At 36.0% G+C, this 15,750-nt stretch carries 8 protein-coding genes; 3 read left to right on the top strand and 5 right to left on the bottom strand.

The genetic code is table 11. From position 1 onward, the window contains the following. Positions 1 to 45: 45 nt before the first annotated feature. The 5 genes from HHU12_RS12165 to HHU12_RS12145 all read right to left on the bottom strand — a co-directional run bounded on the left by HHU12_RS12165 (position 46) and on the right by HHU12_RS12145 (position 10,365). A complete protein-coding gene (locus HHU12_RS12165) occupies positions 46 to 4,131 on the bottom strand; it encodes an ATP-binding protein (protein WP_169657018.1) in 4,086 nt (1,361 codons plus the stop codon). A 228-nt stretch (positions 4,132 to 4,359) separates the two neighbouring features. Beyond that, positions 4,360 to 5,295, bottom strand: coding sequence for an SGNH/GDSL hydrolase family protein (locus HHU12_RS12160; RefSeq protein ID WP_169657017.1), 936 nt, complete (start codon positions 5,293 to 5,295; stop codon positions 4,360 to 4,362). Positions 5,296 to 5,364: 69 nt separating this feature from the next. Beyond that, complete coding sequence (locus HHU12_RS12155; RefSeq protein ID WP_169657016.1) at positions 5,365 to 6,774, bottom strand: sulfatase family protein; 1,410 nt, start codon at positions 6,772 to 6,774, stop codon at positions 5,365 to 5,367. An 11-nt stretch (positions 6,775 to 6,785) separates the two neighbouring features. After that, the gene (locus HHU12_RS12150) at positions 6,786 to 8,615 is read right to left on the bottom strand and encodes an alpha-L-fucosidase (protein ID WP_169657015.1); all 1,830 of its coding nucleotides are present in this window, start codon (positions 8,613 to 8,615) and stop codon (positions 6,786 to 6,788) included. Between the two features lie 721 nt (positions 8,616 to 9,336). After that, a complete protein-coding gene (locus HHU12_RS12145) occupies positions 9,337 to 10,365 on the bottom strand; it encodes a LacI family DNA-binding transcriptional regulator (RefSeq protein WP_169657014.1) in 1,029 nt (342 codons plus the stop codon). A 271-nt stretch (positions 10,366 to 10,636) separates the two neighbouring features. Here HHU12_RS12145 and HHU12_RS12140 point away from each other — a divergent pair, with 271 nt between their 5' ends. The 3 genes from HHU12_RS12140 to HHU12_RS12130 all read left to right on the top strand — a co-directional run bounded on the left by HHU12_RS12140 (position 10,637) and on the right by HHU12_RS12130 (position 15,080). Further along, positions 10,637 to 12,415: an L-fucose isomerase gene (locus tag HHU12_RS12140; RefSeq protein ID WP_169657013.1), complete on the top strand. Its 1,779-nt coding sequence runs from the start codon at positions 10,637 to 10,639 to the stop codon at positions 12,413 to 12,415. Positions 12,416 to 12,481: 66 nt separating this feature from the next. Next, positions 12,482 to 13,879: an L-fuculokinase gene (gene fucK / locus HHU12_RS12135; protein WP_169657012.1), complete on the top strand. Its 1,398-nt coding sequence runs from the start codon at positions 12,482 to 12,484 to the stop codon at positions 13,877 to 13,879. A gap of 154 nt (positions 13,880 to 14,033) precedes the next feature. Next, positions 14,034 to 15,080 (top strand): GntR family transcriptional regulator, encoded by a 1,047-nt coding sequence (locus HHU12_RS12130; RefSeq protein WP_062618508.1) that lies wholly within the window; start codon positions 14,034 to 14,036, stop codon positions 15,078 to 15,080. Positions 15,081 to 15,750: the final 670 nt, after the last annotated feature.

The following is a 15,750-nucleotide window of genomic DNA, read 5'->3' as shown; positions in this document are numbered from 1 at the left end:
AATGATTTGTTGTTTTGTGACATTATGCTAGGAATCCCTATTATTTTAATCTGCTACTTGTTTATACTGCTTCTTAAAGCTTGCAGGAGTAATATTAAACTGCTTTTTGAAGGCTTTTGTAAAGTAAGATGGACTGGTAAAACCTACAGAAAACATCACTTCCCTTACAGATAACGAATGATCATGTTCTAACAAATGCGCTGCTTTTTTCAAACGATACTCTCTTAAATATTCATTAGAATTCGCACCCGTGATTTGTTTGAACTTTCTGTAAAACTGTATGTAAGACATATTCAGTGCATCCGCAATTTTCTCAATATTAAACTGATCATCTGCATAGTTTTCCTCTAACAAGTCTTTGATCTGCTTCAGAAGTGTTTCATCTTTTGTCAACACCTCTTCTTTATCAGGACTCATGATTATTTTCTTCTTCAGCTTCTCCGTTTCATTACTTTTCTGACTTAAAAGGTTGTTGACCTGCAACTCCAACATATAAGGAGAAAAAGGTTTTCCGATATGCAATTGCCCCCCTTTTTCTAAGGCTTGTTTTCTACTTTCAAAGTCCACAAGGGCTGTCAGGAAAATAATTGGAATATGATTGGTGTTGACATTGGCCTTTAATTTTTCTGCCAATTCGTAACCATTCATATTCGGCATATTAATGTCCAGTAAAAGTACATCTGGAAGAATCTTTCCTACTTTTTCATAACCATCAATGCCATCTTCTGCATCAAAAACCTGATATTTATCGGAGAATAATTGATGAATCAGCTCACGAATTTCAAGGCTATCATCTACCACCATGATTTTTGGCTTATTATTGATAGTGACTATCTGCTCAGGCTCTTTCTCCTTTTCTTTTGTAATCGTATTTTCTTGTGGAAGATCTTCTTTTATTTCTTCAGCTACTTTGGTAGGAATCACCACATCAAATGTCGTACCCTGAGCCGGCGAACTTTCCACACTAATTTGTCCTCCATGCAGGTCTAGTAATTCTTTTACCAAGTACAACCCAATACCGCTACTTCCAAAAACAGTATCCTCGTTATTTCCATTAAAGAAGCGTTCAAATATTCTATCTATTTCCTCTTCCTTAATGCCGATTCCGGTGTCTTCCACTCTCATTTTCAATTCCTGTCCATCTTGGAAAACAGCAATTTTCACATCCCCTCCTTTCGGCGTATACTTAAAGGCATTGGAAAGTAAATTGAACATAATTCTTTCGATGGCCGCTTTATCAAACCATCCATTGATCATTTCATCATCAATATCAATCTCATAATTAATATTTTTATCTTGAGCATAATCTTCAAACGCCTCTGCTGTTTTTCTGATAAATGGAATAATATTTTGCTGGATCGGCTTCAACTTCATTTCCCCTTGTCCCACTTTTCTGAAATCAATCAGAGAATTGGTCAAACTCATCAAGCGTTGTCCATTGATATTAATGTTATCCACAAAGCTCTTCAAATCAGGATGAAGTCTTTCATCATACGCTAGTTTTTCCAACGGACTCAAAATCAATGTTAGAGGCGTTCTCAATTCATGACTGATATTGGTGAAGAACTTCAGTTTCGCTTCATTAATTTCTTTAATATGTTCTTTGTCTTTCTGCTCCGCCAATACTTTTTGACGCAGTCTAATCATATTTGTCAGATACTTTGTAACGCTAAATACAATCAAAGCCAATATCACAAAATAGATCAGATAGGCTAAATAGGAAGCATACCAAGGACGCTCAATTATAATTTCCAGCGTTTTTACTTTATCACTTTCCACTCCATCACTATTATAAGACTTCAATTCAAACGTATAAGATCCTAATGGCAGTTTAATATAATTGGCATGTCGCTGATTGGTTTCAGTATACATCCAATTTTTATCTACTCCTTTCAAACGATAAGCAAACTTTGTATTATTAATTCCTTCTGGGTTCATTGCTCCCAGTTCCAAAGTCACCTGATTCATATCATAAGGAAGCGTAATACTTGCCGTTTTGTAAATCGGTTCGGTCAGTAATATCTTACCTTCATATTTCTGTTGAGGAAGAATTTCTTGGTTTCGAATTTTCAGTTTTAAAATCTGAGGATTTGGAGTAAATGGATTATTTTGAATTTCAAGTGGGTTGAATACTACCAATCCCTTGAGAGAACCCATTAATAAAGAACCATATTGATCTTTATAATAAGACGATTTTCTAAAGTTATTCGTACTAAGGCCATCTTGTGTATTATAGACTTTTACGGCTTTTGTGGTGGGGTTATATTTTACAATTCCGTTATCAGACGTCAACCACAACTCCCCTTCTTTATCTTCCAAAATACTGTACACCACATTATCAGGCAAACCATCTTTGATCGTGATTCTATCAAAACCTACAATTTTACCATCCTTTTCAATACATCGGTGCAGTCCTCCTCCAAAAGTACCAATCCATAAAACACCCGTCTCACTTCTGTAAATACAAAATATCTTATTGCCACCTAACGAATTGTCGTCATTACGGTCCGATAAAAAAGTAGTAAACTGTTTTGTCTTCTTATCATATTGGATCAACCCATGGTTCGTTCCAAAAAGAAGATTCGTTTCACTATCATTATAAAAATGATTGACATTGGACCCCAGTTTTAATTTTTCATCAAACTCTTCATATACTAAATCTTCCTGTTTTCTTACTTTTTTACCATTCAACCTCAACCTGTAAACTTTCCTTAAAGAAGAAAGAATAATATCTCCATCTACCTCTGCTATGGTTTCTATATACTGCGATTTATTGGGAACATTTCTAGCATGAATAAACTTTCCTGAATCAAGATCATATACACTCACTCCTTTATCATTCGCTATAAAAATTTGGCCATTCAATTCACAAATCCCAGTTACATTAAGGTTTTCTAATTCTTTTCTAAAGGTCAAATGATCAACATTTTCTAAACTAAAAGGCTCATTACTGATACTTAATCCATCCATAAAGTGCACTACCCAAAGCCTATTTTTACTATCTATCAAAAGGTTATTGGTCAAGTTGGATTTCAATGAAACTTCTTCCTGAGATACACTATTCTGGAGCTTGTGAAATAGCTTTTTATGAGGATTTAAAATACTTATTCCTCCATGACCTGTAGCAAACCAAACCACCCCAGAGTCTTCCAAGAGTATATCATTGACAATATTACTGCTCAAACTATAGTTCTTTTTAGAGTGAGAATAATGCTGAGCACTGTTCTTATTAAAATTATATTTTATCACTCCTCCACCAAAAGTCGTCACCCAGATATTTTCTTGTAGGTCTTGTTTGATATTCGTGATATGAAAATGCTGAGCACTAGAAATATACTCTTTAAAAGACTTCTGAGCCACCAGCTTCATTTTCTCCCAATTCAAATCAAACTTCAACACCTTCGTCTTCGTTGAGACATAAAGCATATTAGTCTTCTCCTCTAAAATCATATTGGAACAGAAATAATCATCATATTTCATAATATCATGTACTTCTTTCACATGAAAGGAACCGTTTTCACTTTTACGACTAACGATAATGGATTTATGGGTTAGGAAATAATAAGTGGAGTTGACTTGAATTAAATCAACATAATAACCTTTTACCCTTTTGTTTGATTTCTCTACCTCTAATTCCTTTACTGTATATACACCGTTTTTAAGTGTCAATTGATATAGCCCACCTCTTGCTAAAATCCATTTCGTATTATCATCAACATCAATAATCTTCTCAATCACATTGCTCTTCGAAAGAAAAGCGTTCATCTCTTTAATTTCAGTAAAAGAATTATCGTCTATAGAGTAAATACACAACCCTGCATTGGTACCTAACCAAAGGTTTCCGTTTTTGTCATTATGAATTAAATAAACATAGCTGTTCAATAAAGACGTTTCATCTCCGGGCTCATGAACATAAGATTTAAACTCATTTCCATCATAACGAATTAAGCCATTGGGGGATCCCATCCATATAAAACCAAATTCATCTTGATGTAAAGTGATAATGGTATTTTGATTTAATCCCTCTTCATTTGTCAATCTATTAAAGTAAGGAACGTTCTTTTGTCCTATTGCTAAAAAAGGTATAAACAGAAGGTGAAAAAGCAGGTATATTTTATGTCTTTGTTGCATTATCATTTCAATTTGTAATCACGATTCCATGATGTAAATGGAAGGTGCAAAAAATCACTTATTACTGTTATCAAAACTACAATTCACCTTTTTCAAACTGTCGGTGAATAATAACAAAAAATTGTTCATTTCTTTCAAAAGCATCGATAACAGTCCAGAAATGGGTATTTATTTAAAATATAGGTGATCGAAATATGACAACTTAAATCGTCTAATGCAAGTTTTCTACTATTTCAAGGGCAACAATTCCTGATCTATTTCTATCTGAATCTTACGTGCTTTTTTATCGGCCTTTTCAATTGACAACCCTTTCTTCATCTTTGGCCTTAAGTGCCCTGTCTGATTTAGCCAAGCATCTTTCATTAGCTTCTGACGTTGGTCTACTAAAGTAAAAACGCTAGCGATTTTCAGTAATTCTTGTGGTTCTTGATAAGGCACTATTGTATTCTTTTGATTTAGTAAATTATACTTTTTGATCAAAGGAAGCGCCATCACCCAATGCCCTTCTCGATTCGGGTGCACACCATCATCAGCTAATACAAACTGAGGGTCTTCCACTCTTTTTTCTTCTAAATATTTTTTCATTGGAAAATGAATATCGATTACTTTCCAATCCGCAGTATATTGTTTGCTCAACACCCAATCTGCATATAAATCCAAGACATTCGCATAGGCTTCTCCTTTAATAGGATCATAAATAGCAGGTGTAAGATGAATGATTTCGGCTCCTGATTTTATTACTTCTTCATGAAGCCACTCCATTCCTTCTTTATATTTTGCGAAACGTTGATCGTCATACGGCAAATAAATCCCATCGTTCATTCCATAACAGGCAAAAACTAAATCAGGCTTCAATTGATCCAACACTCTTTGTAATCTTTCATGCAGGTCTGGTCTTGGAAACTCACCATTGGCATGCCCTTCTTCTGATAAACCTGTTACGGTCTCACTGGGTAAGCCTACGTTGATAAATTCTATGGTTCTATTGGGGTAATTGAGTCTAAAATAGGTTTCGAAATAGGAAATATAACTCCCTGCATACGTGATACTATTTCCTAGGAAAACTACTCTTTTGATAGAAGGATCAATGGAAAAGTGTTCTTGAGAAAATATATGGATTGTACTAATTGTAAAAAGGAAAAAAGTAATAATAAGCTTCTTCATAATGCGTTGTTTGTCTTAAAAAAAATCAGCTCAATTTAATACAAATTGAGCTGAAATATTCTGCAATTTTTATATTGTTTCTTTACGTGGCAAAGTTTTGATCCAAGCATTAATCATATTGTTCAGCTTGATGACTTTATCTTCATTATCAGAAGCTAAGTCATATTTTTCAAAAGGATCTTCTGTGATATTATAAAGTTCTTTCCGTTCTCCTTTCTTATCCACCAAGAGCTTCCAATCTCCATACCTTACGGCATTGGCTACCCACTTATTATTGGTTGGTTTTTCATTGGAATAAGAAAAACGCCAATCCCAGAAAATAGGTTTCGATCTTTTAAAAGGAACATTTTCAAAAACAGAAGCAAAGCTTTCTCCATCTACTTTATAGTTATCTGGAAGCTCTTTCATACCTCCCAAATCTAAGAACGTTGGTAAGATATCCACTCCTGATAATACACTAGTAGAATCCGTAATGCCTTCTTTGACATGACCTTTCCAACTGATAATAAAAGGAACATTGACACCGCCTTGAAATACATCTACTTTACGACCTTTCAAACCACCTGTTTTTCCTGCCGTCAAAGCCGAACCATAACCTGCCGGTCCATTATCACTACTAAAAACAATGATGGTATTTTCTCTTAATTCCATTTGATCCAATGCCTTCATTAATCTCCCTACATGTTTATCTGCATCCGTCAAAACTGCAAAATAGGTTTCTTGATCAGGCGAAAGATGGTTAAATGGTGCTTTCTGTTCATCTGAAGGCCAAAGCGGTGTATGAGGGTCTTTCAACCAAAGATTGATAAAAAAAGGCTTTTGTTTTCCTTCTTGTCTTTTGATAAAATCGATGGTTTCATCAATCACAATTCTGCTTGAACTCTGTACCCAAAGCGTATCATCGTCCATGAATCTTGTCGTTGGGAAATGTTGATCTCCTTTCCATGTAGGACCATTTCCATTCCATACCCTTGTTTCATCGTATCCATAAACTTTAGGTTCTGGAGCAGAGAGGTCACCATGAGGTTCACCGCCACCACCTAAATGCCACTTTCCGAAATGAGCAGTGGTATAACCTGCTTTCTGCATCAGAGATGGTAAATAGTGAGGTAGTGTTTCATCCAACCAATTCGGCATGCCTCTTTTGGCATTTCTTTCATTTCCTGCAAAATGAGCATGCACATTATGAAACGCCGGGAAATGCCCTGTAATGATAGAGGATCTACTTGGTGAGCAAACGCCACTTGTGGTATGAAATTGAGTAAACTTCGTTCCTTCCTTAGCCAACTGATCCAGATAAGGCGTGACAACTTCTTCACTGCCATAGCACCCTAAATCTCCATATCCCCAATCATCTGCAAATACAAAGATGATATTGGGCTGTTCTTCCAATTCTTTCTCCTGTACCTGTTTGTTTACAGAGCAGGAGAAAAATAGGAAACAGATACCTGCTAAAAGAATACTGTTTTTAGCTCTCATTTCAACATTAATTAGTTTTCTAAAATATGAGATGAAGAAACTACGGGCACAAAAGAAATAGATGCAAGATGAATCCATCCCGTCTTATCTTTATCGTTTAACTGTATTGAAACTTCCTGCTTACCCGCTTTATCGAAATGAATCACACCTAGTTTTCTATGCTTGAAAACATTCATTCTTCTTACTTCCTTCTGATTTTTTACTTTTGGAGTTTCTCCACTGTATGTAGGCACAAAGTTATACGCATGATTATTAATTGTCAGTAAACCTTCTTCCATATCAGATGTCTGATCACAAGCATAGTCAATAGAAACGATATACATTCCCGGTTCAGGTACTACGACCTCCCAAGTGGCTTTACTTCCTTTCTTTTTCCAATCCGTTAAAATTGGTTTTGAATGCCAATCTCCAAAGATCTCCATCCATCTTTTCTTCCCTACTTCTACATTTACTATTTCTGCTTCATGAGGTAATAATTTTGTTTCCAAACCAGTGTTGATCACTTTGTCAGTCGCTACTTTTGGCGTTCCTTCAAATTCTACAACAATCACTGAGGCAATAGGATCATGCTTCATTAATGGAAGCGTAATCGAAGTACTGAAACTTTCATTCACTACCACTACATCTTTATTAGAATCCAAGAAGTAAGCCTTAGTTACTTTATTTTCAAAAAGAGGCAAGTTCAATACATCATTCTCTGGCCATTCTTTCACAAAAAGATACATTTTGTTTCCTTTCTGAGTAGAAGCAAACTGTGTCTGACCACCTAAGTAAAGCGGTTTTGTACCATAAATTGCTTCTTGATATTTCTGAATCCACTGCCCCGTTTCTCTTAAAATCATTGCTGAAACTTCAGGAACTGAACCGTCTGCTTTAGGACCAATATTGAATAAGTAGTTTCCTCCTTTCGTCAACACATCAATCAAACGGTGAACAATTTCATCTTGGGTTTTCCAGTTGAAGTCTAAATTACTGTAAGCCCAAGTATTATTGTGTGTATCACAAGTCTCCCAAAGACCGTCCATTGGCATCGCTGGGATTTCATTGTCACCTAACGTAGTGAAATCACCTAAACCCTGCCCGATTCTTGAATTGATCAAACAGTTCGGTTGGTATTTCTCCACCATTTCTTTCAACTGTACCACCTGATCCTCACGAATTGGTCCAGGTGTATCAAAAAAGATACAACCAATTTCACCATAATTCGTCAATAACTCCTCAATTTGAGGTAACGCTTTCTCCGTTAAATATTTTTGAAAGTCCGCTTTTTCAGGATCAAATTCCCACGTATTTCCATAACCGTCTTTTTCAATCCAATCTTGCGTCTGAGAATAATAAAAACCAAACTTCAATCCTTTTCTTTTACAAGCTTCCGATAGCTCTTTTACAATGTCTTTTTGATAAGGGGTTGCTTTAGTAATGGTAAAATCGCTGACTTTAGAATCAAACATAGCAAAACCATCATGGTGCTTTGCGGTGATCACTAAATATTTCATCCCAGCATCTACCGCCAATTGAGCGATGGCATCCGCATTAAATTCCGTAGGGTTAAAAGTCTTCGCTGTCTTCTTGTAATCTTTGGATTTAATCTGAGCTCTTTTCATGATCCACTCATTGATCCCGAAATAGTGTTCACCATCCCATTCACCAGCCATTTGTGCATATAAACCCCAGTGAATAAACATAGCAAACTTGGCTTCAGTATACCATTGACTATCCTTATCTACACTGTTTCCTTTTTTGGTTGCTTGCTCGCCCCAAAGCTCATCCATTCCTTTCTCTTGTGCATTTATCACTAATGAAGAGAGGAAAAGTATAAGTAATATAGAGTATTTTTTCATTTCAATTTTTATTAAAATTATTAAAAGTTGTGGCAGAAGAAAATTGAAAGTTTACTTGTGTTCTAGGCTCTTTTTAAAATTGATTTTAATTCAAAACACACGTTCTTATTTTATCCTTCTGCAATTGCAGTCACAAAGAATTAGTTCAAAAGTACAAGCAGGTGAAAAAACATAGTTGGAGAAAAGTTTCAATAAATTGTCCTTTTCTATCAGGGGTAAAAAAACATGTCTATTATGTAGAAAAAAGCATTTTTTGAAGAATAAAGGAGGTTAAATCTTACTACTATGTAAACTAGATTATCCTCAACTATCAATTGATAATACTGCAAACTTTTAAGGTACTTCTTCCAAGCTTCCTTCTTCTTCATTTTTGTCTTAACACAAAAACGAAGCAAAAAAGTCAAGGCTTTGAAGTCAAAAGCTAAATTCCATTCCTCTCGCCTCAATGATTTTAAACTCGCTACGCTCAAACAAGAAAATCATTTTTAACGGCTCAATACATGAAATTCATAACGCTTTTCCCTTCAAGGCCGGGGAAGCACTACCAAATGAATTAGATAGAAAGACCCCTGGCGCGAATGTTAAGCGTTAGCGTCATTCGTGTCTTATAGATCATCAGAAATCTCCTGATTTCTAAAAACTACATTTTCCTTCATTTCGAAATTGGAAGACATCGCCAAATCATTATCACAAGTGGCATCAAATCAACACCTCTTCCCTGTTACTTCGTGCTTTCTCTCTTCAGATAAAAAGTATTGACCATGCTTGTCTGATACTGATAATTTTCTCCTTTTCTATTTTTGTCAATTTCATCCAATAATAAATAAGAAGCTTGAACACCCATATGTTCCGCTGGTTGATTGATGGTGGAAAGTTTTGGGGAAGTGTAGGTTGACAAAGGGTCATTGGCAAACCCTAATAAAGATACATCATCAGGAACACTAATATTTTTTTCTTTTAAAAGCTCTAAGGCTTGGAATGCATAATAATCATTGAAGCAAGTGATAAGATCGATGTCTTCAATACTATATTTTGAAAGTAATTTTCTCAGACCGGATTTCACTTCAGATTCGTGCTCACACTTAATAATAAAATCTGGGTTGACTTCTATTCCTTTTTCTCTTAATGCTTCTTGATATCCTTGTAGACGACTGAATGATGTTGACACTTCTTCACTTCCTTTGATATGTACAATATTCTTACACCCTTTATCAATAAAGTCGGATACCGTTTCAAACATTCCTTTAAAGTCATCACTCACAACATAATTGGCATCAATCTCCTCATAAATACGATCCATAAACAGAAGTGGAATACCTTCATCTTGAATATCAATCAAAAAAGATGGATCATCATGATCATAAGAAAGGAAGATAATAATACCACCTACATGATAAGAGGATAAAGCCTGACAAGCTTCTTTTTCATGTATCGAAGAGTTACCCGCTGTAGAGATAATAATCTGATACCCTTTGTCATGCATCACTTTTTCTATTCCTTTTAATACTCTAAAAAAGAAGTTGGTATCGAAAGTTGGGAAAATCACACCGATGGTCTTAGTATCCTGTTTCTTGAGCCCTTGAGCCAATGGATTAGGTTTATAGTCCATCTTTTCAGCCAACGCTTTCACTTTTGCTTTGGTCTTACTGCTGATTTTAGGATGGTCATTTAGTGCCCTTGAGACAGTAGACACGTTCATTCCCATCGCTTTGGCTAAGTCTGTCAGTGTAGATTTTCTAGATTTTTTCATCGGTCATGAATAGATTTTGATGCTCAATGATACGTTTTGAAGCGCAAAAATGCAAACCTTTGCATTGTCTTTTCATTTTCAGCCCTCTATAATTGTATCATCAACACGAAACAAACAACAATAGGTAACTCTTCAAAAATCTGAAATGAAATGTTGATCAAATGCATATGTATAAAACATATACTAAGTTTTTGAGGAGAACATCGGAACTAAGTACTAAGTCAAAAGGATTTCATGATTTTGCCTTGGTACTGCATATATAAATACAATTATGATCTTAACAGCATCTAACTTACCAAAGATTGGTATCCGTCCTACAATTGACGGCAGACTAGGAGGCGTTCGTGAAAGCCTTGAAGAACAAACAATGGCAATGGCGAAAACCGTTCAGAAGTTCTTAGAAGAAAACCTAAAATACCCAACAGGTGAAGCTGTACAATGTGTGATTGCAGATTCGACAATTGGTAGAGTAAGAGAAGCAGCAGAATGCGCTGAAAAATTCGCAAAAGAAAACGTGGGTGTGTCTATCACTGTAACGCCATGCTGGTGCTATGGTAGTGAAACAATTGATATGACTCCACACATTCCTAAAGCAATTTGGGGATTCAATGGTACAGAAAGACCAGGTGCTGTATACTTAGCGGCGGCATTAGCGGGTCACTCACAAAAAGGTGTTCCAGCATTCAGTATTTACTCTCATGAGGTACAAGAAGCAGGTGATACAAATATTCCTTCTGACGTTCAAGCGAAATTATTAAAGTTTGCGAAGTCAGGTTTAGCAGTTTCTATCATGAAAGGCAAGTCGTATCTTTCTATTGGTTCGGTATCAATGGGTATCGCTGGATCAATCGTGGATGAGACTTTCTTCCAAGAATACCTTGGCATGAGAAACGAATATGTAGATATGTCTGAGATCTCAAGACGTATCGAAGAAAACATTTTCGATCAAGCAGAATACGAAAAAGCATTAGCTTGGACAAAAGAATACTGTGAGGAAGGTGTTGACTTAAACGAAGAAGGTGTTAAGAGAACAGATGCTGAAAAAGCGAAAATCTGGGAGAAAGTTGTGAAAATGACTTTGATCTGTAAAGATTTAATGCAAGGCAACGATAAATTAAAAGAGGCAGGATTTGGTGAAGAGGCTTTAGGTCACAATGCCATTGCCGCTGGTTTCCAAGGACAAAGACAATGGACTGACTTCCAACCAAACGGTGACTTTATGGAAGCGATCTTAAACTCTTCGTTCGACTGGAATGGTATTAGAAATCCATACATGATGGCTACAGAAAATGACGCTTTAAACGGTGTTTCTATGCTATTCGGATACCTATTAACCAACCAAGCACAAGTATTCTGTGACGTTAGAACTTTCTGGTCTGCGGACTCAATCGAAAGAGTAACTGGCGAGCGTTTAGAAGGTTTAGCAGGTAACGGTGTGATCCACTTGATCAACTCAGGTTCTGCTACTTTAGATGGTACTGGTCAGCAATCAGATGCAGAAGGAAACCCAGTAATGAAGCCGTTCTGGGATATTACAGAAGAGGAAAAAGAAAAATGCTTGCTGAATACGAAATGGCCTGCCGCCATTCACGAGTACTTCCGTGGCGGTGGCTATTCTTCTCAGTTCTTAACGAAAGGTGGAATGCCTGTCACTATGGCGAGAATCAACATCATCAAAGGTATCGGTCCTGTACTTCAGTTGGCTGAAGGATGGAGTGTTGATCTTCCTGACCATGTACATAAAGCATTAGACCAAAGAACTAACGAAACTTGGCCTACTACTTGGTTCGTTCCAAGATTAACAGGTGAAGGTGCGTTTAAAGATGTTTATTCAGTAATGGCGAACTGGGGTGCAAATCACGGTGCATTCTCTTACGGTCACTATGGCGAAGAGTTAATCACTTTAGCGTCAATGCTTAGAATCCCTGTTTGTATGCACAACGTGGATACGAACAATGTATTCAGACCTAGCTCATGGGCTGGTCATGGAATGGATGCTGAAGGGGCCGATTACAGAGCTTGCTCTAATTACGGGCCTTTATATAAATAGGAAGACTATCATCACTAAAGGCTATCAATTTTGGTAGCCTTTTTTCATTCAAAATTTTATTCTATTATGACTAAAGATTTAGCCGTTGTTCTGGATTGTGGAGCAACAAACATCAGAGCCATTATCCTTGATAAAGAAGGGCAAGTAGTTGCAAAATACGCTGTGAATAATAACTCTAGACCTGATCCTTCTAATGAAGATTATACGATCTGGGACATCGAGGAAATCATGGACAAGCTAAGCTATTGTTCTCAAAAAGTAATTGAATTAGTAGATCACAAAAGAATTGCAAGCATTGGTATCAGTACATTCGGTGTAGATGGTGCTTTTGTGGGTGAAGATGGACAGTTATTAAGCCCAGTAATTTCATGGAAATGTCAACGTACCATTCCAGTACTTGACAATATAGATAAGTATTTTTCTAAAGAAGATTTATTGATGAAAACAGGTGTGGGAGCATTCAGTTTTAATACCATCAATAAAATGATCTGGTACAAGGAAAACCAAGCGGAAACGATTGCTGATGCAAAGCACTGGTTATTTATTTCTTCTTTGATTGGTTATAAATTGACAGATCAGTTCTATACGGATCACACTATGGCCGGTACTGCTCAGTTATGTAATTTAGTATCTCAAAATTTCGATCAAGAGATTTTAGATAAAATTGGTTTAGACCGCGACCTTTTCCCTGAAATGAAATATGCAGGAGAAAAAGTGGGTGAATTAAACCAAAGTGGTGCTCAGTTATTAGGTCTTCCTGAGGGAATTCCTGTAAAGAGTATTGGTCACGATACACAGTTTGCCTTATTCGGTGCAGGTGTTGACCTGACAAATGCTGTATTAAGTTCGGGTACATGGGAAATCTTAATGGTACAAGCCAAAGAGGTAAACCTAAAACCGGAATTAGCGGAGCACGGAATTACAGTAGAGTTTGACCCTGCCAAAGGACAATACAACATTGGTCTTCAGTGGATGGCATCTGCCAATATCGAATGGGTGAAAAATACTTTCTTTGCTGACCTTGCTGATGATGTGGTGTACCAAACGATGATTGCGGAAGCCATGAAATCTGATTTGGAAACTGACGTTTATCAACCAAAGTTACAGCCGGATCAAACGATCAATATTTCTTCATTGGAGCTTTCTTCTAATCGTGGTGACATCTTCAAATCATGCATGCAAAGCTTAAGCAAGCAATTGAAAAAAGCAGTAAGCATCTTGGAAGAAGTGGGCAACTTCAAAGTAGAGCAAATCACTGTTGTAGGTGGTGGTGCCAAAAACGATTATTGGAATCAATTGAAGTCGAACGAAACCAACTTGAATATCCAAACCATTCAGGAAAAAGAAACAACCGTATTAGGTGCTTCTTTCTTCTTATTTGATGAAACTGCTGAGACTATTAGATCTAATTATCAATATAGTTTTACCAATTTTGTCCCTCAAGATGATACGATTCTAGCATAATTTTGATAAAATAATATTCGAAGTATAAAAAATCGTACATTTTATACTCCGAATATTATTTTCTATTTCTTTTTGAAAATTTCTACTTAACTTCATAGCATAACGAAATGGAGTTGGAACACTCAACTATCAATAAACACCTACCGAATAAATAATGGCTGATTACATTGAACAGTTATATACCGTTTTTCAAGAAGAAAGTAAACAGAATGTACCCAAGTATGTTCAATTAAGTAATACGTTCAAAAACCTAATCAAGCTTGGCGTCCTGCAATCAGAGGACCGCATGCCTTCTTTCAATGAACTGATCTTTAATTTAGATGTATCAAAAGATACGATAGAGAAAGCTTATAAAATTCTGAAAGAAGAACATTACATTATCAGTGTTAGAGGCAAGGGTACTTTTGTCATGAGTAATTCTTCTCTAGGAAAAGCGAAGGTATTGCTCATCTTCAATAAAATGAGTAGTTCCAAAAAGAAGCTCTATGAGTCTTTTGTCAAAACTTCTGAAAACCATCTGGAAACAGACCTCCTTTTACACAACGGCAGTTTATCACATCTGAAAAAAATCATCTCAGATCAGAAAAACAATTACCATTATTTTGGTATCATCCCCATTTTCAATCAAGTTGATGATATTGATGTAGAAAAGGTCCTCCAACTTTTACCCTCCCACCAACTTTTACTTTTAGGAAGAGCAGAAAACAACCTCAGTAAAGTAATACCTAGTGTTTATGAAGATTTTTCAGAAGATATTTTCAATACACTTCAGCAAAACATCAAACCTATTTTAAATTTCGAGAAACTGCACTTGGTTATTGCAAAAGACAGCACTCGTGCTTTAAGAGATATTTGGTCTGGCTTTGTCCGTTTCTGCATCCACTTTAATATACCCTACACAGTCACCTCTCAGTTTAATGTGGGGGAAATTGTAAAAGACACCTTATACATAAGCACAGATGATCAAGACCTTACTAACATCGTCAAAGATTGTAAGGCCAATAATTTTGTATTGAGCAAAGATGTAGGGATCATCTCTTACAATGATTCTCCATTGAAAGAAGTGGTTGGCGGTGATGGTATCACTGTGATTACAGCATCTTTTAGAGATATGGGGAAAATTGCCGCGCTTCAGATTATCAATAAGAAGCTGGAGAGTGTGAAGGTTCCATTTTTGATGAAAAGAAGAGGTTCTTTGTAGGGAAGAGTTAAGGGTTAATTGAACTAGAGTTTAAACTAATGAATTATTCTTTTTTATTTTTGATAAGCAGTTTACTGTTTGTTTTTAGTTTACTTATTTCCGTAAATATTTGGACCTCTGATACAGATGAAACCACTCAATATCTTACTATTTTTTTCGCCTTATTTTTTCTATATCTATTGATAAGAGTAATTAAGATTTATGTAAAAGTGGATTTGAATAGAAAAGATAAAACGCTACACGTAAAGAAATTCTTTAGCTCAAAGATTTATAAAATTGATGAGTTGATCAGATGGGAAGATCTATCAAATACATATCGAGTAAATTACAATCGAGTGGTATTATATTTCAAAGAGGAGAAGTTAGATATTTTTGACCACTCGGATAGTCATGGGGTAAGCGAATTACATTATTATCTCAAAAAACATTTCCAGGACTTTGAGAAATAGAACTAAAATTCTCAGCTTCTATATCGCAAGTGTTAAGCCGATAGGAGCCACTTGTGATGAATCATTGGCGAAGTCTCCCGACTTCGAAATGAATGAAACACATTCTTTACTATTCGAAGTCAGGAGACTTCACCAATAGTAAGTTCCAAGTGACGAACTGTGTTTAAAAGCAAATTTATTTCATAATTCAACCAAATTTTATTTTGGTTTTGTTTTTTGTA

This window comes from Flammeovirga aprica JL-4, assembly GCF_012844305.1.
In the GTDB taxonomy this organism is placed as follows: Bacteria; Bacteroidota; Bacteroidia; order Cytophagales; family Flammeovirgaceae; genus Flammeovirga; species Flammeovirga aprica.
The sequence above is the reverse complement of the archived record's forward strand: the minus strand, read 5'-3'. Positions and strand labels throughout refer to the sequence as shown.

Bases quoted from the DNA above. Each gene is read 5' to 3' on its own strand.
- HHU12_RS12165 (WP_169657018.1), bottom strand. From the start codon at position 4,131: ATGCAACAAAGACATAAAATATACCTGCTTTTTCACCTTCTGTTTATA.
- HHU12_RS12160 (WP_169657017.1), bottom strand. From the start codon at position 5,295: ATGAAGAAGCTTATTATTACTTTTTTCCTTTTTACAATTAGTACAATC.
- HHU12_RS12155 (WP_169657016.1), bottom strand. From the start codon at position 6,774: ATGAGAGCTAAAAACAGTATTCTTTTAGCAGGTATCTGTTTCCTATTT.
- HHU12_RS12150 (WP_169657015.1), bottom strand. From the start codon at position 8,615: ATGAAAAAATACTCTATATTACTTATACTTTTCCTCTCTTCATTAGTG.
- HHU12_RS12145 (WP_169657014.1), bottom strand. From the start codon at position 10,365: ATGAAAAAATCTAGAAAATCTACACTGACAGACTTAGCCAAAGCGATG.
- HHU12_RS12140 (WP_169657013.1), top strand. From the start codon at position 10,637: ATGATCTTAACAGCATCTAACTTACCAAAGATTGGTATCCGTCCTACA.
- fucK (WP_169657012.1), top strand. From the start codon at position 12,482: ATGACTAAAGATTTAGCCGTTGTTCTGGATTGTGGAGCAACAAACATC.
- HHU12_RS12130 (WP_062618508.1), top strand. From the start codon at position 14,034: ATGGCTGATTACATTGAACAGTTATATACCGTTTTTCAAGAAGAAAGT.